We start from the raw sequence: 22,795 nt of genomic DNA on the forward strand, positions 1-22,795 counted from the left end.
GTGCTGGCTTCTTTATTTTACCTTTCTACATAAGCTGAATTTTAGTTTATACCATAACGGAGAGTGCAGAACCAATCTGAAGAAGCAGTAGCGTTCTCCTTTATCACCGGATTTTTTCCTACTTCATAGGGAATCAAGAAAATCTGGGGATAAGAGAGATCGAAAGATGGTACTGCAATCGGAGTGACAGGTGTAACCTTTCAAAATCAACTTATATACCTTCTATTTTTTTGCCATATACTTACGGATATCAAATGCCACCGCGGCCACAATAATCAACCCTTTAATAATGAGCTGCCAGTAAGGACTTACGCCAATAAAGGTCAGACCATAGTTGATAACCCCAAAGATCAGCACCCCTGCCATAACTCCAGGCACCGTACCAATACCACCCGCAGTGGAGACGCCCCCCACAACACAAGCGGCAATGGCATCCAGCTCATACATGTTACCGTAATTGTTCGTTGCCCCGCCCGTACGCGCGGCTTCCAACACACCGCCCAGTCCATACAATGCACCTGCAATGGCATACAACGCAATCAGGTTGCGTGCCACGTGAATGCCGGACACATGTGCAGCCTGAATGTTGCCACCAATGGCATACATGTTCTTCCCGAGTCGAGTCTTGTTAAAGACGACCCAACAGATCAGCGCAACTGCTATGGCAATCAATACGATATACGGAATGGAATAACCACCACCAAGATCAATGTAACCAGATCCGATAACGGTAAAATCCTGTCTCAGTCCACCAATTGGTTGTGACTGGTTGGGCTCCGTATCAAAATAAATCGAGTTCAAACCATAAACCGCAACCATCGTACCCAGGGTGGCAATGAAAGGTGGAACATGCAGTTTGGCGACTATGATGCCATTAACGAGTCCGACCGCCAGACCAGCGATGATCCCGATGATGATCGGAAATCCCACCCATAAATGTGGCAGATCGGGAAAGAACCGATTGGCATATTCGTCGATTTGCAGCATGGATGCCGATACAACAGCGGTTAGACCAACGACCCGTCCTGCCGACAAATCGACCCCACCCGTTACAAGGATAAACGCAGCACCCAGCGCAATGATGGCCCGTGTGGAGGACTGTTGTAATATATCCCGAAGTGTAGAGAAAGCAAGAAAGTGTGGATCGGCAATGGCAATACCAATGACGAGCAAGATCAGCACAATAAAAATCGCGCGCTGCGCCACATACTGCTTCACCTGATTGATAACCTGTGTGTTCATGTATTCCCTCCTGACTAAGCCATCCGCTGCTGCGCGGCCAGCCTCATGATATCCTGCTCTGTTGCCTCGGCTCCATCCACGATTCCGGTGAGCCGTCCTTCACTCATGACCATAATTCGATCCGACATGCCTAACAGTTCGGGCATCTCCGAACTGATCATAACAATGCTTTTGCCCTGGCGGGCCAGTTCCGTAATAATCGTGTAGATTTCAAATTTCGCGCCCACATCAATCCCGCGTGTCGGTTCATCGAGCAGTAGAATTTCCGGGTCAGTCAACAACCATCTAGCCAGTAGCACCTTCTGCTGATTTCCACCAGAAAGGTTGCGAATTAGCGTGTTAACCGAAGGAGTTTTGGTTCTGAACTTCTGAGTCTGCTCACGTGCCTCATCTCGGCCTTTCTTCTCATCTAACAGACCAATCCGATTCCGGTAACGTCCGAGACTCGCAATAATGGTATTTTCATATACAGACAATACCGGAAAAATCCCCGTGACTCTTCGCTCCTCGGTCAGCAGCGCTATGTTATGGCGCTTCGCTGCGGCGGGCGACTTGATCTTCACCTTGCGTCCATGAATTGATATCGTACCTGAAGCAAGTCCGCGTAAGCCAAACAGCGACTCAATCAATTCTGTTCGCTGTGCCCCAACAAGACCGCCGATTCCAAGCACTTCGCCTTTCCTCAGTTCAAACGTCACGTCCCGGAATGAATTCGGCTGGCTGGAGGTTAAGCCTTCTGCCTTCAAAATCACTTCTCCAGGTACATTCGTCCGTTCCGGGAACCGTTCATCCAGATCACGTCCAACCATGCGGGTAATGATCAGATCGGTCGTTAAATCGGCAGCATCCCAAGTACCCACCACAAAGCCATCCCGCATAATCGTGACCTCATCCGAGATCGTCAGAATTTCCTCCATCTTGTGCGAAATGTAGATAATGGACACGCCGCGACTGCGCAGCTGATTAATAATGGCGAAGAGCTGGTCCACTTCCTTGCCCGTGAGCGAGGACGTTGGCTCATCCATCACGATGACTTTGGATTGAAAAGAGACTGCTTTGGCGATTTCCATCGACTGTATTTTGGAAACGGATAGAGTTCCGGCCAGAGCCTTGGGATCAATGTCCAGATTGAGATCCTGGAACAGGGTCAATGTATCAGCATACATTTGTTTCTCATCCACCAGCAGTCCCCACTTGGGAAACCGTCCGAGCCAAATGTTCTCCATCACCGGACGATGAGGTACCGGATTCAGCTCCTGATGAATCATCGATATGCCATGCTGAAGCGCCGCTTTCGAACTCGGAATCTCCACCTCATTGCCGTCCATCCGAATCGTTCCTTCATCCGGGCGATACATACCGAACAGACATTTCATTAGCGTGGATTTGCCCGCTCCGTTCTCTCCCATCAGCGCATGTACCGTGCCCGGCTTTACCTTCAATGTGACCTGACTCAGTGCCTGCACACCCGGAAATGCTTTGGATATTCCGTCCATCTCCAGCAGGTAAGGTGATTCCATCTTTCATCCTCTCCTTCCGTAAACCCGGCAAAAAAAGGACGCCATCTCATGACGGACGTCCCTGTTTGCTGCTGTTATTGGGCGTCGGCAATGTTGTCTTTCGTAATTTTTTTGTATGCAATCCAGACGTATTTGCCATCCGTAATGTCATAACCCGTATTTTCCTTCGTTGGCGTCTCACCCTTGGCGAGTACGGAAGCGAGTGCAACCGTTGCTGCGCCCTGGTTCTTGGCATCATTCAACACCGTACCCAGCATCGTTCCGTCCTGAAGAGCCTGAATGGCTGGAGCGGTCGCATCTACACCGACAACCGGCATCGTTTTGCCGTCCTTGAAGTATCCGGCTGCTTTCAACGCCTCAATGGCGCCAAGTGCCATGTCATCGTTGTTAGCCAGTACCGCTTCGATCTTGTCTCCATGGGAGGCGAGGAACGCCTGCATTTTTTCCTGGCCTTTGACCCGATCCCACATCGCCGTATCTTCTGCCAGCGCCTCTACCTCGATACCTGCATCCTGAATGGCCTGAACGGAATATTTGGTCCGCAGTTCAGCATCCTGGTGGCCCGGTTCGCCTTTCAGCATGACGTATTGCAGCTTGCCGTCCCCGTTTTTATCTGCCTCAGGGTGAGCCTTCCAGTAATCCACAATGAGCTGACCCGAGATCGTGCCGGACTCTTCCGCCTTGGCTCCAACGTAATACACTTTATCCCACTTGTTCATGTCTTCGGCAACTGGCTCACGGTTCAGGAAGACCACCGGAATGCTTGCCGCTTTGGCTTTGTCAATAATGACGCCTGCTGCGGTCCGGTCCACCGGATTCACGGCCATTGCATTGTACTTCTTGGATACAAACAGATCGACTTTTTCATTCTGGGTTGGCTGTGCGTTCTGGCTATCCACGATATCGAGTGTGGCTTTGCCTTCCGCTGCTGCGGTCATTGCATTCCTTACCCCCGTCATGAACGTATCATCGAACTTATAGATCGCCACACCTATCTTCGGTGTTTCTGTTCCTCCTGCTGCCTGACCTCCTGCATCTGTTCCCGTACTTCCGCCTGCACTGTCTCCGCCACTGCTGCACCCCGCCGCCGCAACCATACATGCTGTAAGCAACAATGTCATCCACGTTTTCTTCATATCCTAATGACCTCCCCCAAGTTCATTCGGCTTTACCGATGTCTTTATTATGAAAGGGTTTACAATAAATTCGAATACAATATCTTCCTCTGTTTTATCGAAATCTTCCTCAATTATCTTCCTGTCTTCATTGTACAAAAGGAAACAGCAGCTTCTGGTTATCCATCCAGAACATATTGTCCGTACTGACCAACTTCGTTTCCAGCGTTACTCTGGCTTGCACCTGTTGTTTGTTCAGCCGTGCAGCGGCCTGATTCACGCCAAGATATCCTGCACTGAATCCATTTTGTACAATCAAGTGCTGAATTCTGCCTTCCTGTAACTGTTCTAACTGCTGCTGTTCACTGCCAAATCCCACAATCTTTACCTTGTTCCCATTTCTCTCGGAAATTCGCCGGTTCAATTCATCCGCTGCACCCAGAGAAGCAGGTTCCTGAAGGGCAATTATTCCGTCCACCTGCCGCTGATCAAGCAGTTGCTTCGTCGCCTGCCAGCAACCATCCCGGGTGCTGCACACGGATTGTGTCTCCACATGAATGTCCGGATAACGGGCTAGTGATTCCTCTACCCCTTGCTCTCGGTTAATCAGACCCGGATTTACAGGATCAGGACCGAGCAAGGCAACGCGCCCTCGTCCTCCCAGCAGTACAGCCATGGCCTCGCCCGCCTGCCGTCCAGCCTCAACGTTATCCATCGAGATGACACTTGTTATGCCTTTTACAGGAAACTCGTCATTCAGCAAAATTACGGGGAGGGCCACTCCGTTGACATCCTTTGTCTGTGCCTTCTGGATGATGCCGGTTAGTGCCTTCTCACTCAAGGGATCGATCAACAGGGCCGAAGCTCCCTGTTCCAGTGCCAGCATGACTGCATCGACCTGAGCTTGTTCACGCTCGCTAAGTGGATAAGTTCCATTTTGCAAATGCTCTTGCTCGACCTTTCCCTGTCCTGCTGTGAAGTCAGGGTTAGAGGGCGCGTAAGTTAACCCCTCCGAGGGAAAAGCCTCCACCGTAATCAGCTCTGCCCCCACTTCTTTGGCAGCCGCTTCAGCCCCAAGACGAATCGCTTCTGCAAGTTCCCCTGTTCCCGCTGGCGTAATTAGTGCAATACGCGGCGGCGACCCCGTCGGATCAGCGTTCGACAACCCACACGCCATACATAACAACAGGCAGCAGATAGCTGCTGTCATGGCCATATAACGAAGTATAGCGACTCTCACGCGAATATTTTCCACGCGTATGCAGAGTTTCATTTTCATAACCAAATGCCCGATCCAGTCAGTTCTATTGATCTTATTCGCCTTGTTGGTTCGCTTGGCGCACGTGCTGTTCCCTTTATTGTTCATCATGAACATCGTCCTCCTCCCGTTCCCATTGGAGCGGAATCCGAATCCAGACCGTTGTACCTTCTTCCAGCTCACTATCGAATTCAAGACCATAAGCCTCGCCATAATAGAGCTGAATTCGATCATGTACATTGCGTACAGCTACACCTGATCCTGCACCACTTTTCACGATAGGACTGCCTACCAGGAGTTTGGACATCTGTTCTTCCGTCATGCCGACCCCATTATCCGTAATGCGGAACACCAGCTTGTCGTTCTCCCGGTATACACGAATCTCAATACATCCCTCGTCCATATGATATTCAATGCCATGTACAATCGCATTTTCAATGAGTGGTTGAAGCACCAGCTTAAGTGTCAGGCAGTCCAGCGTGTCCTCATCCGCATTCATGCTGAAATTGAATTTGCGCTTGAATCGCATTTGCTGAATTGTCAGGTAATGATGGGCATGCTCCAGTTCTTCCCTGACCGTAATAATCGTTTTGCCCTGACTGAGACTGATGCGAAACAATCGGGACAACGAAGTGATCATCGTAATGACTTCCTCATTCCGGCTCATGCCCACCATACGCACGACCGAATTTAACGTGTTGTACAGGAAATGCGGATTAATCTGAGCCTGCAAAGCTTCCAGTTCAAGACGCCGTTTCTGTTCCTGTTCATGTATAATTTCACTCATTAAGGTACGGATTTTATTAACCATCAAGTTAAAGCGACGGGATAAACGTTCCACTTCCAGCGGCCCTTCAATAGGTAGCTCCACGTTGAAATCGCCCCGTTCCACGGCCTTCATCTTTCGTTCCATGCGCCGAATTGGACGTGTCAGACTGGAAGAGAGGAACAACGAAACCAGGATGACCAAGACCAGCACAACGAGCAGCACCCGAATCAGATATCCATTAACCTCCTGTCGGGTCGTCATGATCTCATCCAGATAGGCCACACCAACGATCTTCCACCCAATATTGGCGACAGACTTGACGGTATTCAACCTTTTCTGCCCATCCGCCTCATCTTCATAACTGCCCGTTGCAACCAATGCCTGTTCAATATTTTCACTTTTGAGCCCCATGTACATCAATTGCTGCTGTGGATGGTATACGATATTACCTGCACTCTCGTCGATGATATAGACGTATCCCCGTTGCCCCAGACTGACCCGGCGGCTCAGTTCATCCATCTGTTTGAAGTTGATATCCACCAGCAAAATGACCTGCTGATCCTGACCTTTTTGCCGTATGGTGATGCCTTTGCTCATGGAAACGACCCATTTGTATGGGCCTGTGTACATGTTCTGGATATGAGGCAGCGAGAAACTAAGGTGATCCGGCACCCTAAGCGCAGATTGAAACCACCCTTGCTGTGTCACATGGGCACTCGGTTTTAATTCGGCTGAAGGTCTGTTCTTGAGCAAATGCCCTGTCGAATCCAGCAAAGTAATGGAGATGATATCTTCGCGGCTGCTAAGCAGCGTGTCCAGCTGTTTGTCTACTTGATCCCCTTCCCACGTTCCATCCCGCAGCATATGCTCTTCGATAGCTCGATACAGATGCGACATGCTGCGGACATAATCCTCCAGATTGTAACTGACCTGGTCCACGATCTGTCTCGTCGTCAGCTCCGCACTTCGCTCCGCAGCCTGTGTGAATTTGTCATGCAGCAGCAGCGCCATGATGGTGAGCACCAATACGATGAAGACGGAGAAGGACCACGTAATAATAAAGCGGATACTGCTGACTCTCGATGACCTCAACCTGGACCGCAGCCTAAGCCAAAGGGATCTCATCCATCCGGCAAACGGTCTCATCGGATTGAGCCTTCATTAGCTGTTAGTGCTGCCTGCTTGCGATATTCTTTAGGCGAGATGCCGATATGCTTTTTAAAACAAAAACTGAAATAATTCGGTTCGGCGAAGCCTACCTGACCTGCAATCTCAAACGACTTCAGCTCCGTGGAGCGAAGCAGTTCCTTGGCCGCTTCCATACGGATCTGCATCAGATATTGCAGAAAGGTGAGCTGCACTTCTTTTTTGAAAATGCCACAAAAATAACCCGAGCTAATATGCAGATGTCCGCATACTTTCTGAATAGACAGATCCGGATCGGCATAGTGTTCTTTGGTAAACGATAACGCCTGCTCCACAATATCCTTATATACATGCTGCCGTCCGCTGGCGATGCGATGTTGTACAAGCAGACAAACCTCCCGCACTTTGTTCTGTGCCTCGGACAAGCCTGGTAAACGGAACAAATCAGCGTACAACTGGAACCCCGCTCCAAAGATGTCCTCCATCGCCTCACCTGATGCCTGAGCTGCCTTCCAGACGGTCGTTAGAACTTCAATTAAATAGAGCTGAATGTCACTTCGCCCATGCTCTACCGTAATTTCCCGGAAAATGATCTGCAGCGCTTCGTCCAGTTCCGCCTGCGTGCCCGCCTTCAGACAGCGTGTCAGCGTCTGCTGCTTCAGCTCGTCAAAACGAAGCTTGCCCGCCGTCTGCCGCTCGACATCGGCAATATAGATAAGCGGATCGGTCCCCGGCACAAGTCGGTAATCCAGCGCCAACAGTGCATCCTCATAAGCATGCTTTACACCCGCCAGTGTATTGACAATCTGTCCTGATCCTACGGTAGCGGGAATACGCAAATAATGGTTTATGCTGCGCATGACATTTTCGAGTGCCTGCTGCTGGCGTTTCTCCCCCTCTGCTCCACCCCAGCGATCCATGTAAAGCAATACAATCGTCTCCTGATGCATAAAAGCATGTCCGGCCCCGTGTTCCATCCACACTTCTGCTGCAATGTTCAGCGCAGCGAATTGCTTCAACTCCGCATCCTCCGATTGAAGCAAGGACTGTCCTGTACCTTGTCTATGTTCAAGTGTATTTTGACGTTCAGCACCAGACGGCTCGCGATCCACTCCTTGCTGCACTATCTCAGCATTCCGTGCCTGTGAAGTTTCCGCTTGCATACGCCGCGGCATTTTCTTCCCTTCTCCATCCATATGGAGGGTCAATACAGAGACACCATACCGTTCACCGTGCAGATCCAGTCCGCATTGCTTCGCTTTGTCATGAATATATTCCGGCGATTTCTGCCGATGCAGCAAAGTTGCCATCAGATCGGCCTGCAACAAGGGTAAGCTTGTATAATAGTGATCGCGTAGCTGTTGTACATTTTCCCGTTCAGCTACTTCGGACTCCATCTGCGCACGCAATCTGGTAAGCAGTTCTGTCAGATGCTCCGCCGAGAAAGGCTTCAGTAAATATTCATCCACACTCAGCGAGACCGCTTGCCGGGCGTAGTCGAATTCATCATATCCGGTCAAAATCACCACTTTCACAAGCGGATTACGCTCCCGTAACCTTTTGGCAAGTTCAAGTCCATCCATAAAAGGCATGCTGATGTCTGTCACCACAATATCCGGGTCCACCCGCTCGGCCATCTCCAGTGCTTCCCGGCCATTCTCCGCCAGACCAACAATGCGCAGATCGAGCGCTTCCCAATCTACCTCTACGACCAACCCTTCGCGTACATCCTCTTCATCATCCACCAGCAATACCCGGTACACGTTCGGATTCCTCCTTTATTTAAGGGGCCTTAAGCCCAAGCAATAATGTATATGTCGATATGATCCAAGGTTGCCATCATAATATACAATATAATTTCGATTGTGTAACCGCTTACTTTCAAGGTGATAAGATTATTAAAATGGCGCTCACAAACGATATATATGGTAAATTATTGAAAGGAGTCCATCTACTGATTCCTCACGCTGGGAGAACCAACCTCAAGAACTTCAAGAGAAGTTAACAAAATCGTGGAGCGGGGGTATAGAAGCGATTCGTGACACGCTGGATGAACATGATGAGAAAGAGAATATAACCGAATGGAAACTGTTTAACAGCTTGGAGGATTCATTAACCACACTTCCCCATAAAGAGCAATCTTCCTTCATCGCTGCCTATTATAGTAACGAACGAAGAACTATGTTGGAAAAAGGGGACATCATGCCAGCCTTGCTTTTACATCCAGATCATACAAAGGCGATGCTCTTTTGGGAAAAGCATGATGGAACCTATGCCACGATAATGATGGATACCCGAATTAATGAAAATGGCAAAGACGAGTGGTATGTAAGTCGTTCACAGGAAATAAATAGGCCCTAACCCATTTAAGCGGGCTAGGGCGTTAATCATCCTCAAGAGGGAACTGCTTAGGTCCAGTTCTATCCACTGCTGTGTACACCTCATGCTCAATTGCTGCATGTGCTTTAATCAAATTCCGTTTCTCCATCCTCTTCTACTGACGAAGATAGATTGGCATTTAACCCCTTCACATAAATCATGGTGGTATCGGGATTGGTATGCCCCATCATTTCGGCCAAGCGATGCAGTGGTGTATGCTCGGCCATAGCGTATCCGAACCGATGACGCAGATCATGGGAACTTAGCCCTTCCAGTCCGGCTGTGGTCATCACCTTTTTGATCAAATGGCGCAGCGCCCTCTCCGTTAAGCGATCACTGGTTTTCTCGGAAGGAAACAGGTAAGGACTATCCAGATCAAGTCCAGCCATATACGCCTTCAATATCGCAATACACGTCATGTTCAGCGGGATTTTCCGTTGACCGTTTCGTTTATCGGCCCTCACGGTAAGTTGCCCGCTTCGTTTTCCCAATTCAATATCTGTGGGAGCAAGATTGCATACCTCCATCGTTCGCAACCCCGTATGAAACATGAGGGTAAGGATGGTCTGATCCCGAAGCGAGTTGCCGTTCTCGACCGCAGATATGAACGATTTTTCTTCCTCGGTAGTCATTCGGCGCGGGCTAACCTTGTCTTCCGGAATGAATTTCAGTGGTTTGGCAGGATCACTGATCATCCTGGATTCCGAGGCGGCCCACTTGAAAAAACGCTTCAATGTAATCAATCTGCGATTAATGGTAGATGGTTTCAAATGCATTATCTTTTGTGAATCTTCCCGGTAACGGACTAAAGTCGATGTGTGCACGTCCTCGATTTGGAATGAGATCCCTTCCCCCCGAGAATTATTTCCTTTATACCATTCGGTAAAATGCTTCAAATCACTCGCATATTCCTTCAAGGTTTTGGGAGTCAATTCTCCCTGAATCATAAGTATATGTATGAATTCCTGAACAACCATTTCTCCTTGTACCGAAGTACCAGATCCCTTATCCAATAGAAAAAACCTCCAAATCTTGACTTATATTAGCGGACATGGTATTATCATATTAATCGATACATTAGCGGACATCAAGTCTGTGGGTTTGAATATACCTGATTAGCGTTAATTTTCTAAATTAGCCTTTTCAAAATGGTCGTTTAAAAACTTATTTTTTTGGAGGAATCACATGCAAACAGGTACAGTGAAATGGTTTAACGCGGATAAAGGATTTGGCTTTATCGAAACTGAAGAAGGAACAGACGTATTCGTTCATTTCAGTGCAATTCAAGGCGACGGCTACAAATCTTTGGATGAAGGACAACGCGTCCAATTTGAAGTAACTCAAGGTAACCGTGGACCACAAGCTGAGAACGTTACTAAAGTTTAATTATATTAAGGCTGCCTGTACAAGGCAGCTTTTTGTTTTATTTCAACCAAATACGAAAAGTGAGGTATGACAAATGGACAAAGAACAATTGATCACAGAAGTAGCCAAAAACGGCGGATTCTCCAAAAAGAACGCTGAAAAGGCCGTAACGGTTGTACTGGATTCGATTTTGGAAGCATTGAAAGAGGGCAAAGAGGTTCAACTGGTCGGATTCGGCAAATTCGAAGTACGTAATCGTGAAGCACGTACGGGCAAGAGTCGTAGAACGGGCAAGGAAATTCAACTTCCAGCAGGTAAGGTTCCTGTATTTACAGCCGGATTAACGATGAAAGAAGCTTTAAACTAAATAGCAACAACAGGATTGGAAAAGAGGTTTTTATTCAAACACACAATGAACATTTTGATGTAAATGTCGTGTTTTCTACGGTTGATGATATCATTAACTTTTATTCCGGCAAGCAGACAGACCAGAATAACGCGGAAGATCACACCCATTCAACACCCCCATTAGAAGAGTCTGCACAGACGCCACAACCACCCACTCGCTAAAACGAACCTTTCATCTTGGACAATAAGAAGCCCTGTTCCGCTCAACACGGTCCAGGGCTTGATTTGTGTCAATCGAGCACCCAGGGAGAATGAATTTTGGGTACGTCATTGATTAATTGCTTGGTGTAGGGATGCTCTGCATGGTGAATGACCTCCTCTGCTCTCCCTGCCTCCACCATTCGTCCATGCTCCATAATGCAGATCGTGTCGCTCACATAATAAGCCAGACCCACGTCGTGCGTAATAAACACAATGGTCATGCGGTTCTCGTCACGCAGCTTGAGCAGCATATCCAGAATGGTTGAACGCGAGCAGGCATCCACCATGGAAGTCGGTTCATCCGCAATCAGCACCTTGGGATGCAGCATGAAAATGCGAGCAATCATAAGCCGTTGCATCTGTCCACCGGACAGCTCAAACGGATATTTGTTGTATAATTCCTCGAACTTCAGGTTAACGAAGGAACAAGCTTCCTTCATTTTGGCATATTCCTCGTCTTTGTTCAGCTTCAGTCCCTGAAGTTTGATACAGTCCACCAGCAGCTTTTCCACCCGGTGAAATACGTTGAACGAGGAGAACGGGTCTTGGAAAATAGCCTGAATATCCTTCCAATAGGCTTTACGCTCACGGTAACGCTTCAGCTGTCTGGGCTTGCCATCGTATTCGATCGCTCCACCCGATTCCTTGAGCAATCCCATAATCATTTTCGCAAGCGTGGTCTTGCCACTGCCGCTCTCTCCCACAATGGAGATAATCTCCCCTTCATGAAAATCAAAGCTCACATCGTCCACTGCTGCCTTTTTGCGATTGCCTGTACCGTACACCTTGGTCAGATGGCGGCCGCTGATCAGCACCTTGCCCATCGTCATACTACATCACTCCTTTCGGGGAGCCTTGATCCGAGCCGATTACGCCCAGAAGGAATCATTTCATTGGTCTGCACTATCGTCTGTGTCGACTTGAACATCCTGGACTTCTTCTCCGTTAGAAGCGTTCTTTTCTTGGTTCTGTTCCCTCTCCTGGGACTCTTCGTTCACACGCTCCTGCACCCTGATCTGCTCCAGCATCTCCGGTGTCAGGAGACAGCGATATATGCGCCCATCAACATGTATGTTCTCAATTTTTCCCTGGCGGCACTCGTCGGTCACCAATGTACAGCGCTCTGCGAAGCGGCAGCCTTCCGGCACATTTTTCAGATTCGGTGGTGCACCGGGAATCGCAGCCAGCTTATGCTCCTTCATACCCTCTTCCGGCACAATAATGGAGCCCATCAGCTTGCGAGTGTATGGATGCAGCGGATTAAAAATCATTTGCTCTGCCGTTCCTCGCTCCACGATCTCCCCGGCATACATCACCATAATTTCATCCGTCACATGGTACAGCAATGGCAGCTCATGCGTGATGAACACCAGTGATTTAATGACCTTGCGTTTCAGCAAATCCTTCAACAGACGGATGACTGCCTTCTGAGAAGTGACGTCCAGTGCCGAAGTAGGTTCATCCGCAATCAGCACATTCGGATTCAGAATCGTGGAGATCGCGATGACCGTACGCTGCTTCATACCGCCGGACAATTCATTTGGATACATATCCAGCACATCCGGCGACAGATTCAATGATTGGAAGCGCTCCGAAGCCATCTTCCGCACATCCGGACGTTTCATCTCCGGACGATGCTCCTTCATGATGTCTTCAATAAACCTGATAATCCGCAGCGTTGGATTCAGTGCATTCATGGCGGCCTGTGGAATATAGGCAATTTCCTTGCCTAGAATTCGAGCACGAAGCTGCTCTTTGTTCAACTGCATAATATCGGTACCATTGATCCGGATCGAACCACTGCCATAATGCAGGGGCGGGAAATAAAAGCCCATCAGGCTGAGTGCCAGCGTCGATTTGCCACAGCCCGATTCACCTGCAATCCCAAGAGTCTGCCCCTCTTTCAGCCCGAACTCCACCCCGTCAACGGCAAAGACATTTTCCTTGAGCCGGGTACGGTAGTAGGTTTTGAGACCGCTGACCTGAAGTATAGGTTGGTTCATGGTCTTAGCTCCTTATTTTCGGATTGAAAATTTCGTCCATGCCCGTATTCATCAGATAAAGCGAGAAGGTAATGACGGCAATCGCCAGCGCCGCAGGAATGAATGCCCACCATGCCCCTGCTACTGGGGCTTCGAACACCAATGCCCAGTTCATCAGAATGCCGAGTGAGATCGTATTATACGGTCCCAGCCCCAGCATGGAGATGGAAGCTTCGGACAGGATGCCCGAGGCCGTCTGGAGTACAAAAGCCATCACCACATAAGATGCGATATACGGCAAAATCTCATGAATAATGATCCGCGGCGTACTATGTCCCGAAATTTTCGCAATATGCACATGATCCCGGCTGCGAAGAGATGTCGTCTGGGCTCGCACAGCCCGGGCTGTCCAGGGCCAGCTGGTTATCCCGATAATAATGGCCGTCACTAGGGAACTGCGTGAATCAATGCTGACCGAGATCAAGATCAGGATGATGAACGAAGGTATAACGATGAATATGTTTGTAATTGCCGTCAGAAAGTTATCCAGCATGCCTCCGATATATCCCGACACCAGGCCCATAACCAGACCGATAACGGTCGCAAAAATACCTGCAATCAGTCCCACGCGTATAGACGTCTGGATGCCATACATCAATTCAAGGAAAATATCCCGTCCAAAATTGTCCGAGCCAAGCAGCAGGCCATCACCCGGCGGCTGGAACGCCATCGCAATCATCTCCAAGGGATCACTGCGATTGATGAGCGGATAGATTGTAACCAAGAGCAGCATGCCGACAAAAGTCACCGCGCCGATCATGAATTTGGGTGACTTCAGCAAAATAGAGATCGAATGCTTCATATCACTGTTCCTCCATTTGAGCGGCCTTGATGCGCGGGTCAATGAAGCCGTAGATGACATCGATGGTAAAATTCGCAAGTAATACAGCAATAGCAATCAGAAGCGTGCACCCCGAAATTAGAGGATAATCCAGCTGCCGTATAGCCGTGAACAGCCATGTGCCGATGCCCGGATAACTGAACACAATCTCACAGATGAGTGATCCGCCAACCATCGTACCGATGGAGAGCGCAAGTCCCGTAATTTGCGGCAGCATAGCGTTGCGGAAGACGTAACGGGAGATCTTTCCGTCGCGTATGCCCAGCAATTTACTGTACAGCACATAGTCGGAATTCAGCTCATAGATGGACATCTCCCGCATGCCAATAGCCTGACCGCCAATGGTCACAAGCACAATGGAGAGAAATGGCAAGGTATGGTGGCGAACGACGGACATGATGAAGTCGAAGCTCAGCTGCGGTACCATCTGGAAGTCATATCCCCCCGACAGCGGGAACCACTTCAGTGATAACGCAAAGACATACAGCATAATAATAGCCAGAGTAAAAAAGGGAATGGAATTGATAAACAACGCTACCGGAAAAAGCACTTTATCAAAAACACCCTTCCGGTACGCCGCGATGGCGCCGAGCAAATTGCCAATCAACCAGCCGACCAGGATGGCCGGAAGTTGAAGCCCCACCGTCCAAGGGACGGCGGAGGCCAGAATGTCCGTCACAGGTTTCGGATACAGTCCAAAGGACGTACCCAAATTACCTGTGAACAGATTTTTCAAATAAATGCCGAATTGGGTCCATAGTGGCTGATCAATGCCGAATTCAACCGTAAACGTCTCATACACCCGCTTGATGGAATCCGAGTCGGTCATCCCTGAAGTCATTTTGGAAGCAATCATGCTCACCGGGTTACCTTCAATCAATCTTGGCAAAATAAAATTCAGTCCGATGGCTATGACCAGGGTCAGGCCGTACCAGAATACTTTTTTGGCGACATATCTGGAATAGGCATTCATAGAATTTAGCACCCCCGAGTTTAGCGGATAAGGGCCTTATGTCTGAAGTGGCGTGTTACTTCATCGTGTCCTGATTCAATATGAGTTCCTTAATTGTGAATCTGATATAACGCCTTGATGCCGGCTCCGTCCATCGAGATTTGCGGTGGAATGTTGGTGCCATCTCCTTCGGTCGGGAAGCCCTTCCAGACCGATTCATTCACGGTGTCAAACACCCATGGTCTGTACATCAACGGAATGGAAGGAATGTCTTTCAACCAGATCGTATTCAACTCGGTATAGAGTGCCTTCAACTTCGCCTCATCAGACACGGATGGAATCTCTTCAATAATGGCGTCTGCGCGGTCATTCTGGTAACGTCCCCAGTTCCAGAACGCCATCTCGCCCATTGGGGCAACCCCTTTGGAGTACATAATCGTCATCGCACGGTTCCACGGCTGGCTTGGGCTGACCCCGCCTGCAGGTGTGTTCATGATGATATCGAATTTGCCGGTTTGCAGATCATTGGTCCACACCGGGGATTCCGGGAATTTGGTGCGAATCTCGATACCTATAGCCTTGGCGCTCTGTGCTACGATCTCCAGGGCAGCGTTCCAGTCGGACCAACCGTAAGGGCATTCAACTTCGAAAGGCCCAAGGCGTGTGCCGTTAAGGACGCGGATGCCATCCTTGCCTTTCTTCGCTCCAATCTTGTCGAGCAGGGCATTGGCTCCTTCAATATCCATCGTCCATTGCAACGACTTGATGGCATCCTGGTCAATGTATTTGGACTCGGCGTCCGAGTTCAAGGTCAGGGAAGGCTGCATCGGTGCAGAATATCCGCTCATGGCGAGCTCCGAGATTTTGTCATAGTTGATGCTCATGGCTATCGCGCGGCGAACGTCAGCATTATCGAGTCCAGCTTTGGACAGATTGAAGAAAATGCTTGGCATGGAACCGGGCAGGTAATACGGCGCATCCTTCAAATACGTTTTGACGGCAGCCCCGCCTTCCCACATCTTCCACACCTGAGGGATAAACTGCTGGGAGACGTCCACTTGCCCGCTCTTGAACGCCAGATCTCCTGCGGCATTGTCCTTGTAGATCACATGGGTGATGTACTTTGGTGCAGGCAACTTGCCGAACAATTTCTGCCCCCAGTAGTTGTCGTCACGGACAATCGTAATTTTCTGGTCGTTGTAAAAATGAAGCTTATATGCTCCGGTTCCCACCGGATTGTCATTGATCTCTTTGCGAATCGCGGTCAGATCATTATTGTTTTTCTTCTCGATCTCTTCCCAGATGTGCTTCGGCAGCATCGGAATCAGCTCAATGCTGTCCAGCACGGTCAGCTTGTTCGGGTTATCGGGGTTCAGCTTGATTTCCACGGCCTGTGCTCCATCCGCTTTCACCTCACTGATGTAAGTCCAGAAGCTGCTCCAGTTGATATCGTATTTTTTGCCCAGCTCATAGGTATATACAACATCATCTGCCGTAAAAGCCGTACCATCGCTCCACTTCGCATCCGCATTCAATTCAATGCGCAGTGTGGTTTCATCCGTCCACTCATACGACTTGCCCAGCAATGGCTCAAGCCCGCCATCCAACTGGTTCACCATAAACAGCGTCTCATATACCAGTTCCCTGGAGTTGCCGTAATTCACAGGAAATGCGGGATTTCCGCTCAGCAGATTAAAGTTGGTAGGCGGCCCCCATTGCAGCCCATTGATATACAAGGTCTCGTTACGCGGGGTCTCCTTGTTGGTTTGTGGCGCAGGTTCGTTCTGAGTTGTCGTGGTCGGTGTATCTACCGTCCCTTGTGGTTCACTTACTGATGGCGGCTGAACACTTTGGCATGCGGCTAACAGCGTGACAGACATGAACAGAGCAACGAGCGGTTTTGCAGCACTCTTGAATCGCATCCTGAACCCCTCCGTGAATTCATTTTGACATTATTGGAAGCGCTTACTTAAAGTTATTCTATGACTTATCTCACACCAAACATTCCATCTCTTTTCTCAATGTTGAGACATTGTTTTTGCAGTCACACGAAATAACCAGCTCCGCATGGGACAGCTGGTTATTTACTGATTTGTACTATTACTCCACTGAGGATGAGGCAGGTTTACTTGACGAATCCATTACGAATCGCAAAGACGACCGCCTGTGTGCGGTCTTCCACCTGAATCTTTTGCAGAATACGATGTACATGAGTCTTGACTGTGCTCTCTCCAATAAAGAGCTTGCGGGCAATCTCCTCATTCCGTAATCCGTAGGCCATCTGTTGCAAAACCTCCAATTCCCGTCCGGTAAACGGTTCCGGCAGTTGTTCGTTAGCCAGCGTTTCCTTCACCGGATCCGAATGACTCGGGGTTGAACGAATGGCGAGGCCGATCACCTTCGATGCCACCGCAGTGCGATAAATAGCCTCCCCCCGGTACGCAGCTCGTACCGCATCTACAAGTTCATCCGGTGCCGCATCCTTGAGCAAATATCCGACAGCCCCGGCACGTATTCCTTTATAAACATAGTCCTCATGATCGAAGGTGGTCAGAATGACCACTTTGCAGTCAGGCAGCACCTTCAGCAACTCCGCTGTCGCTTCCAGTCCGTCTCCTGCTTCCATCTGCACATCCATTAACACCACATGTGGACGAACCTCAGCTGCCAGCCGGACTGCTTCATGTCCCCCGCCCGCTTCGCCTACCACTTCCATATCCTGTTGTGCATTAATAATAAAACGGAGCCCATGCCGGACCAGATGCTGGTCATCCACGAGTAGTACATGTATGTTCTGCTCCATTATTGTTCATCACCTCCCATCATCTCCTTCGCATCTTGTGGAATCGTGAGGGTTAGTCTCATTCCATGTGGGTCGACCGCATCAATGGACAAGGAGCCGCCTGCCCTTTCACACCTTGCTCTCATACTCGACAGTCCGAAACCGGGGGAGATTGGATTTTCTTTTTGATACATTCCGTTATCCTCCACAATCATATAAAGCTGATGCTCCTTCTCCAATATGTCCACCTTCACTTGGGAAGCCTGGGCATGACGAATGATATTCGTTAACGCTTCCTGAAGTACACGGTACAAGAGCTCGGACGTTTCTGGCGTCCAATGACTCGTCTGCTCCTGGGGAGTGAGTTTGATCGTGAAGCCTGCCATCTCTCGTATCTCATTCACCAGACTTGTCAAGGCGACCAGCCCGAGGCCGGCTTCATTGCTGCCCATCTGATGAGCAACGGTCCGAACCTCCTGGAGACATTGTCTGACCACTTCAAGTACTGTTCCCATCGCATTGTCCGCTTCTGTTGTGTCCATCTTCATCATATAAGGTAATGCCTGAAGCTGAACAATAATGGAGGTCAATCGGTTGCCAACACTGTCGTGCAAATCCATGGAGATCCGGCTTCGTTCTTCAAGCACGGCATACTGCATCAAACGCACGGTAGCCTGTTCCAGCTCCTGATGTGTATCCTGAAGCTCTTGATGGGCATGTGTCAGTTCAGCATGCACTTTCTGCAATTCCTCATAATGGCGTTTGCTGTCCTGTCTGCTTTCCCGTCTAATTCTTGCAGCCCAGCACAGAATATAGGTTACAGCGTGAGCCATCGAATACACCAGAATCTGATTGGGTTCGTATTCATCCATATAGAGCAGCGCCGCATTTCCGATGAGAATAATGATACCGAGCAACGAAGAACGATGAATGGGCAGCTTCAGCGCAGTATATCCAATGAGATAAAAGGTTAATTCAAATATGCGATTCTCGGCTTGGAAGAACTGGGCATAGAGCAGCGTCACGATCCAAATCACCAATACCGCTAACGTCCGTATTCGCTCATTTCGAAGTGACTGTGGGACCCAAACCAACATCAGGTATGGCAGCCTAACGATCAGTCCTGCAGCCAAATCAATCCATGCCAATTCTTTGAAGGGCTCAATTAGACTGTAGAGCAGTAACAACGTTAAAATAATATCTGCTGTATGATCCAGTACAACCTTTCGAATCTGCATCCATATCGAATCGTTCTGCATAGCTATCCTTTCCTATCCTAAAGTTTAAAACAATTACACACCTCTGCCTTGAAAACGCCGGACTTTGGCATACAGAAAATAACGCCGGGCAGCAATGCTTCCCAAAGGCAGAAACAACAGAGCACTGCTCAGTGAGACCACAGCATGATGCACATCCCATTGGCTGGCGAGCTGTCTCAGCATCATAACTACGATCAAGAGCAAGCTGCTCGCCAGCGATCCCTTGGACATCATTTTGCCTGTGGTCGGATGGATTCGAAGCTGTTCCAGATGTACACGCCACGCGCCAAGCCCGCAACCTAAAATGAGAAAAACAATATATAACAGGATGTTGCCCACCGTTAGTGGCGTCTGTGCTATGCTCGAAAGCACCCAAAACGCAAGAATCGCTGGTAACAACCATAAACGTGAGGTCTTCACTTCCTTCTCCCTTAAAGATAACAATAGAACAATGACGGCTACAATCACAATATTCATCATGTTTTTTTCCTCACCTTCTCCACATGTTCTTCGATCTACATTCAGTGTAGCCGAATTCCGCGGGAGTTAAGTCCACCTATAGATGGATTGGCTCTCTTCCGCTCTTCCATCCAGGGGCTTAGCGCGCAGATCCGAATTTCCATGAAGTGTGATCAAGGATATATGGAGGCCAAAATAAAAAAGCCGGCTCCATAAGGAACCAGCGATAGCCTCGCATTTTTGCAAATGAATTCACGCACAAACCTACTTGCTCTTTAGAAGCTCACGCAATGTCTGCGGATCATATGTAGAGACCAGTCGATCCAAATGTGTGTCCAACCACGCCTCATCCTGATCCCACCATTTCAGCTCCATCAGTAAAGCAATGATTTCATCGTCGAAGCGCTTTTTAATTGGCTTGGAAGGATTTCCACCCACAATGGTGTAAGGCTCGATGTCTTTGGTGACCGTAGCATTGGAAGCGACGATGGCACCGTCTCCAATAGTGACACCCGGCATAATGGTTACATTTTGCCCAAGCCAGACGTCGTTTCCCAATACAGTGTCTCCCTTAAAAGGAAGCTGATCCAGCGTAGGGGTTACTCTCTCCCAACCACCACCAAAAATATTGAAGGGATAGGTCGTCATGCCCTCCATTCGATGATTGGCACCATTCATAATGAATGTCACGCCTTCGGCAATTGCACAAAACTTGCCGATCACCAGACGATCACCCAGGAAATCATAATGATGCTGAATGCGGTCATAAAATTGCTCAGGTGGACGACTGTTGTCACTATAATACGTATAATCACCGATCAGCACATTGGAGCGCGGCGGCAAATTTTGAATGTAACAAACGGTACGAATGTTATCGTTAGGGAAAAGTTTTGTTTTATCGGGAGCCATATGTGTTCCCTCCTTTTCCCTCATTGTACCAAAAAGGGATTCGATCTGACCATCGAATCCCTTTTCTCGTTCTCCATAGAACAACGTTACTCTACCGGAGATATTTCTTATTTGGATGTAAGTGTTACTTGTGCAGCTGTTTGATCCCAATCCACAGTCAGTCCCAGTCCTTCAGAGATGAAGCGTACCGGCACAAGCGTGCGACTGTTTTTGATTATGGCTGGTGCATCAATTTCGAGCGTTTCACCATTCACTGTAGCTGTGCTGCTTCCGATCTGGAGCACAAGCGTCTGGTCATTTAGAACGGCGGTTACGGTTTTCGCTGTTTTGTCCCACGTTACTTCTGCACCCAAAGCTTCAAGGATAGCGTTCACAGGAACCATCACTCGTCCGCTTTGTTGCAATGGGTCTTGATCCGGGAACGTAACTGATTTGCCATCCAGGGTTACAGTGATCGCTTTGTCTGTTGTTCCTGTTCCGTTATCCGTACCTGTATCTTCCGAAGTCTCAGGCAAAGGCGTTACTTCACGTCCAAGCTGCTCTTGCAGGTTGGCAAGTCGGTTCAGGGCAAACGTGGTCAGCGATCCTGCTGCCATGGAACCCATACCCCCACCTCCGCCAAAGTTGACGCCAGGACGTGTCTGGGTATTGCCTGCGCTGTCTGTTGTCCCTGTTCCCGCTGTACCATCTGGCTGTGTTGGTGGTGTTGTTCCATCCGGTGGTGTCATACCTTCAAACCCTTCCGGAGGCGTCATGCCTTCCATGCCCTCTGGCGGTGTCATACCTTCGAATCCTTCTGGTGGTGTACCACCCATGCCGCCCATACCGCCCGTTGCATCAGCGTTGGCAGAGTATGCAATGTTCGATTCAAACTGTTCTGTTGTGTAGAACTTCGTTGGATCTGCTTCTACATAAGGACGAATGATGTCAGCCAGACCTGTGATGCGGTCCTGGATGCCTTCCAAATAATCCGTCAATTCGTTGACGTAGCTCAAGTATTTTCCCTTATACTCAGGCACTTCAAGCAAGTTGTTGATCATCGGTACATTTTCCATGCTAATGCCCAGTACTGGCTCGTCCACAGATACGTTCGTTGCATTGGTGTTAGTCGTGGTCGATCCAGTTGTTCCACGTCCGCCTCCACCCGAGTATCCATTGAAGGACATGTTAAAGTCCCAAGGTACAACGGTGAACTTGCCATCCGCATCGCCATAAAGCATGTAGTTATGCCCTTTGTCGCCGCTATAGCTGTCATAGTTGCCAAAAACCATGTTGCCCGCGATATATTTCAGCGCCGAATCGACATCCAGTACGCTCTCAATATTGCCTTTTTCACCTTCAGGCATGTCATTCAGCGTTTTAATAAAGTTTTTGAGCTTGGTTTTGTTCTCGTCCGTACCCAAATCTTCCGTGATTGTGCTGTAGTCACTGCCTTCTGAATATTGCAGGTAACTCTTCTCATCCGTATCGTAGAGGACGCCGTCCTCGTAATCTTCTCCGTAGTTGCGTTCCAGATAGCTGTCATCTACCGCTTCAACCCCGGTATAGAAACCAACCAGTTCGCCGTTTACATACAAGTTAACGTAGTTCGTCATCGGTACATCCATACCAATGCTGCGCAGCGCTTCATAATGAAGAACTTCACGCATGTATGATGGATCGGCGTAGTTGTTGTTCAGGACCATTTTGTCCAGACCGAGCAGGGTTTGTGTTTTGTCGTATTTATCGAATTTCAGTCTGAAACTGTAACGGTCCGAATCTTCCATCGAAGCTACGGATTTCAAAGTCAGATTGCCCTTGGTGGAGAAACCAACGTTATCCAGCTTGTTGCCGTCCACTTCCACACTGACCTTCTTATAATCCTTATCCAGCGGACTTTCGAGCATGCTCTTCCAGTCTGCATCATCAATCGTAACATTCACATCAATCACGTTGTCCGTCTGGAACAACGATTCATAGGCTTGCGTGACACCTGTGCTGGTGCTCGTATCTTCTGCGGCAAATGCAGCGTTCGGGCTTCCTACCAAGGCAAAAGATGATGATGTTACCATCGTCACGGACAAGGCCGTTACTGCAACTTTACGTAGTAAACTATTCAATGATTGAATCCTCCTTCTTGGTCTCTGTTAAGCAACTCAGGCTTATGAA

The 22,795-nt window shown here is 48.9% G+C and carries 20 protein-coding genes; 3 read left to right on the forward strand and 17 right to left on the reverse strand.

From position 1 onward, the window contains the following. Positions 1-222: 222 nt before the first annotated feature. The 6 genes from mglC to P364_RS0103765 all read right to left on the reverse strand — a co-directional run bounded on the left by mglC (position 223) and on the right by P364_RS0103765 (position 8,813). Complete coding sequence (gene mglC, locus P364_RS0103735) at positions 223-1,242, reverse strand: galactose/methyl galactoside ABC transporter permease MglC (protein WP_024628818.1); 1,020 nt, start codon at positions 1,240-1,242, stop codon at positions 223-225. Between the two features lie 14 nt (positions 1,243-1,256). Next, a complete protein-coding gene (locus P364_RS0103740; protein WP_024628819.1) occupies positions 1,257-2,762 on the reverse strand; it encodes a sugar ABC transporter ATP-binding protein in 1,506 nt (501 codons plus the stop codon). 74 nt (positions 2,763-2,836) lie between these two features. After that, positions 2,837-3,898, reverse strand: coding sequence for a galactose ABC transporter substrate-binding protein (locus P364_RS0103745; RefSeq protein WP_024628820.1), 1,062 nt, complete (start codon positions 3,896-3,898; stop codon positions 2,837-2,839). A gap of 127 nt (positions 3,899-4,025) precedes the next feature. Further along, complete coding sequence (locus P364_RS0103755; protein WP_024628821.1) at positions 4,026-5,246, reverse strand: substrate-binding domain-containing protein; 1,221 nt, start codon at positions 5,244-5,246, stop codon at positions 4,026-4,028. Beyond that, positions 5,233-7,029 (reverse strand): cache domain-containing sensor histidine kinase, encoded by a 1,797-nt coding sequence (locus P364_RS0103760; RefSeq protein ID WP_052016497.1) that lies wholly within the window; start codon positions 7,027-7,029, stop codon positions 5,233-5,235. The genes P364_RS0103755 and P364_RS0103760 overlap by 14 nt, the downstream gene beginning before the upstream one ends. Before the next feature lie 17 nt (positions 7,030-7,046). Further along, positions 7,047-8,813, reverse strand: a complete 1,767-nt coding sequence (locus P364_RS0103765) for a response regulator transcription factor (RefSeq protein ID WP_024628823.1) — start codon at positions 8,811-8,813, stop codon at positions 7,047-7,049. 337 nt (positions 8,814-9,150) lie between these two features. Between P364_RS0103765 and P364_RS0103770 the strand changes: the two genes are divergently transcribed. Then, positions 9,151-9,411, forward strand: coding sequence for a hypothetical protein (locus tag P364_RS0103770; RefSeq protein WP_024628824.1), 261 nt, complete (start codon positions 9,151-9,153; stop codon positions 9,409-9,411). Between the two features lie 104 nt (positions 9,412-9,515). On the opposite strand, the gene P364_RS0103780 is transcribed toward P364_RS0103770, so the two are convergent. Further along, on the reverse strand, positions 9,516-10,442 hold the full coding sequence (locus P364_RS0103780) for a tyrosine-type recombinase/integrase (RefSeq protein WP_024628825.1): 927 nt from the start codon (positions 10,440-10,442) through the stop codon (positions 9,516-9,518). A gap of 172 nt (positions 10,443-10,614) precedes the next feature. Between P364_RS0103780 and P364_RS0103785 the strand changes: the two genes are divergently transcribed. Together P364_RS0103785 and P364_RS0103790 are read left to right on the forward strand one after the other, a co-directional pair. Continuing rightward, positions 10,615-10,815: a cold-shock protein gene (locus tag P364_RS0103785; protein WP_024628826.1), complete on the forward strand. Its 201-nt coding sequence runs from the start codon at positions 10,615-10,617 to the stop codon at positions 10,813-10,815. A gap of 73 nt (positions 10,816-10,888) precedes the next feature. Next, positions 10,889-11,161 carry an HU family DNA-binding protein gene (locus P364_RS0103790; RefSeq protein WP_024628827.1) on the forward strand — a complete coding sequence of 91 codons (273 nt, stop codon included), beginning with the start codon at positions 10,889-10,891 and terminating at the stop codon, positions 11,159-11,161. Between the two features lie 271 nt (positions 11,162-11,432). Here P364_RS0103790 and P364_RS0103800 read toward each other — a convergent pair whose 3' ends face one another. From P364_RS0103800 to P364_RS0103845, 10 genes are all read right to left on the reverse strand, one after another. Next, entirely contained in the window at positions 11,433-12,233 is an 801-nt protein-coding gene (locus P364_RS0103800) for an ABC transporter ATP-binding protein (protein WP_024628828.1), read from the reverse strand. Positions 12,234-12,293: 60 nt separating this feature from the next. Next, entirely contained in the window at positions 12,294-13,406 is a 1,113-nt protein-coding gene (locus P364_RS0103805) for an ABC transporter ATP-binding protein (RefSeq protein WP_024628829.1), read from the reverse strand. A gap of 4 nt (positions 13,407-13,410) precedes the next feature. After that, on the reverse strand, positions 13,411-14,247 hold the full coding sequence (locus P364_RS0103810) for an ABC transporter permease (protein WP_024628830.1): 837 nt from the start codon (positions 14,245-14,247) through the stop codon (positions 13,411-13,413). A gap of 1 nt (position 14,248) precedes the next feature. After that, the gene (locus P364_RS0103815) at positions 14,249-15,259 is read right to left on the reverse strand and encodes an ABC transporter permease (RefSeq protein WP_024628831.1); all 1,011 of its coding nucleotides are present in this window, start codon (positions 15,257-15,259) and stop codon (positions 14,249-14,251) included. An 89-nt stretch (positions 15,260-15,348) separates the two neighbouring features. Next, the gene (locus tag P364_RS0103820; protein ID WP_024628832.1) at positions 15,349-17,160 is read right to left on the reverse strand and encodes an ABC transporter substrate-binding protein; all 1,812 of its coding nucleotides are present in this window, start codon (positions 17,158-17,160) and stop codon (positions 15,349-15,351) included. Positions 17,161-17,363: 203 nt separating this feature from the next. Continuing rightward, the gene (locus P364_RS0103825) at positions 17,364-18,044 is read right to left on the reverse strand and encodes a response regulator transcription factor (RefSeq protein ID WP_024628833.1); all 681 of its coding nucleotides are present in this window, start codon (positions 18,042-18,044) and stop codon (positions 17,364-17,366) included. Further along, positions 18,041-19,279, reverse strand: a complete 1,239-nt coding sequence (locus P364_RS0103830; RefSeq protein ID WP_024628834.1) for a sensor histidine kinase — start codon at positions 19,277-19,279, stop codon at positions 18,041-18,043. The genes P364_RS0103825 and P364_RS0103830 overlap by 4 nt, the downstream gene beginning before the upstream one ends. A 33-nt stretch (positions 19,280-19,312) precedes the next feature. Then, positions 19,313-19,759, reverse strand: a complete 447-nt coding sequence (locus P364_RS0103835; protein ID WP_024628835.1) for a hypothetical protein — start codon at positions 19,757-19,759, stop codon at positions 19,313-19,315. A gap of 243 nt (positions 19,760-20,002) precedes the next feature. Further along, a complete protein-coding gene (locus P364_RS0103840) occupies positions 20,003-20,647 on the reverse strand; it encodes a Vat family streptogramin A O-acetyltransferase (RefSeq protein WP_024628836.1) in 645 nt (214 codons plus the stop codon). Between the two features lie 107 nt (positions 20,648-20,754). Further along, entirely contained in the window at positions 20,755-22,746 is a 1,992-nt protein-coding gene (locus tag P364_RS0103845) for a CotH kinase family protein (protein ID WP_024628837.1), read from the reverse strand. Positions 22,747-22,795 lie beyond the last annotated feature (49 nt).

Origin of the sequence: Paenibacillus sp. MAEPY2 (assembly GCF_000499205.1) — a bacterium.
GTDB lineage: Bacteria > Bacillota > Bacilli > Paenibacillales > Paenibacillaceae > Paenibacillus > Paenibacillus vandeheii.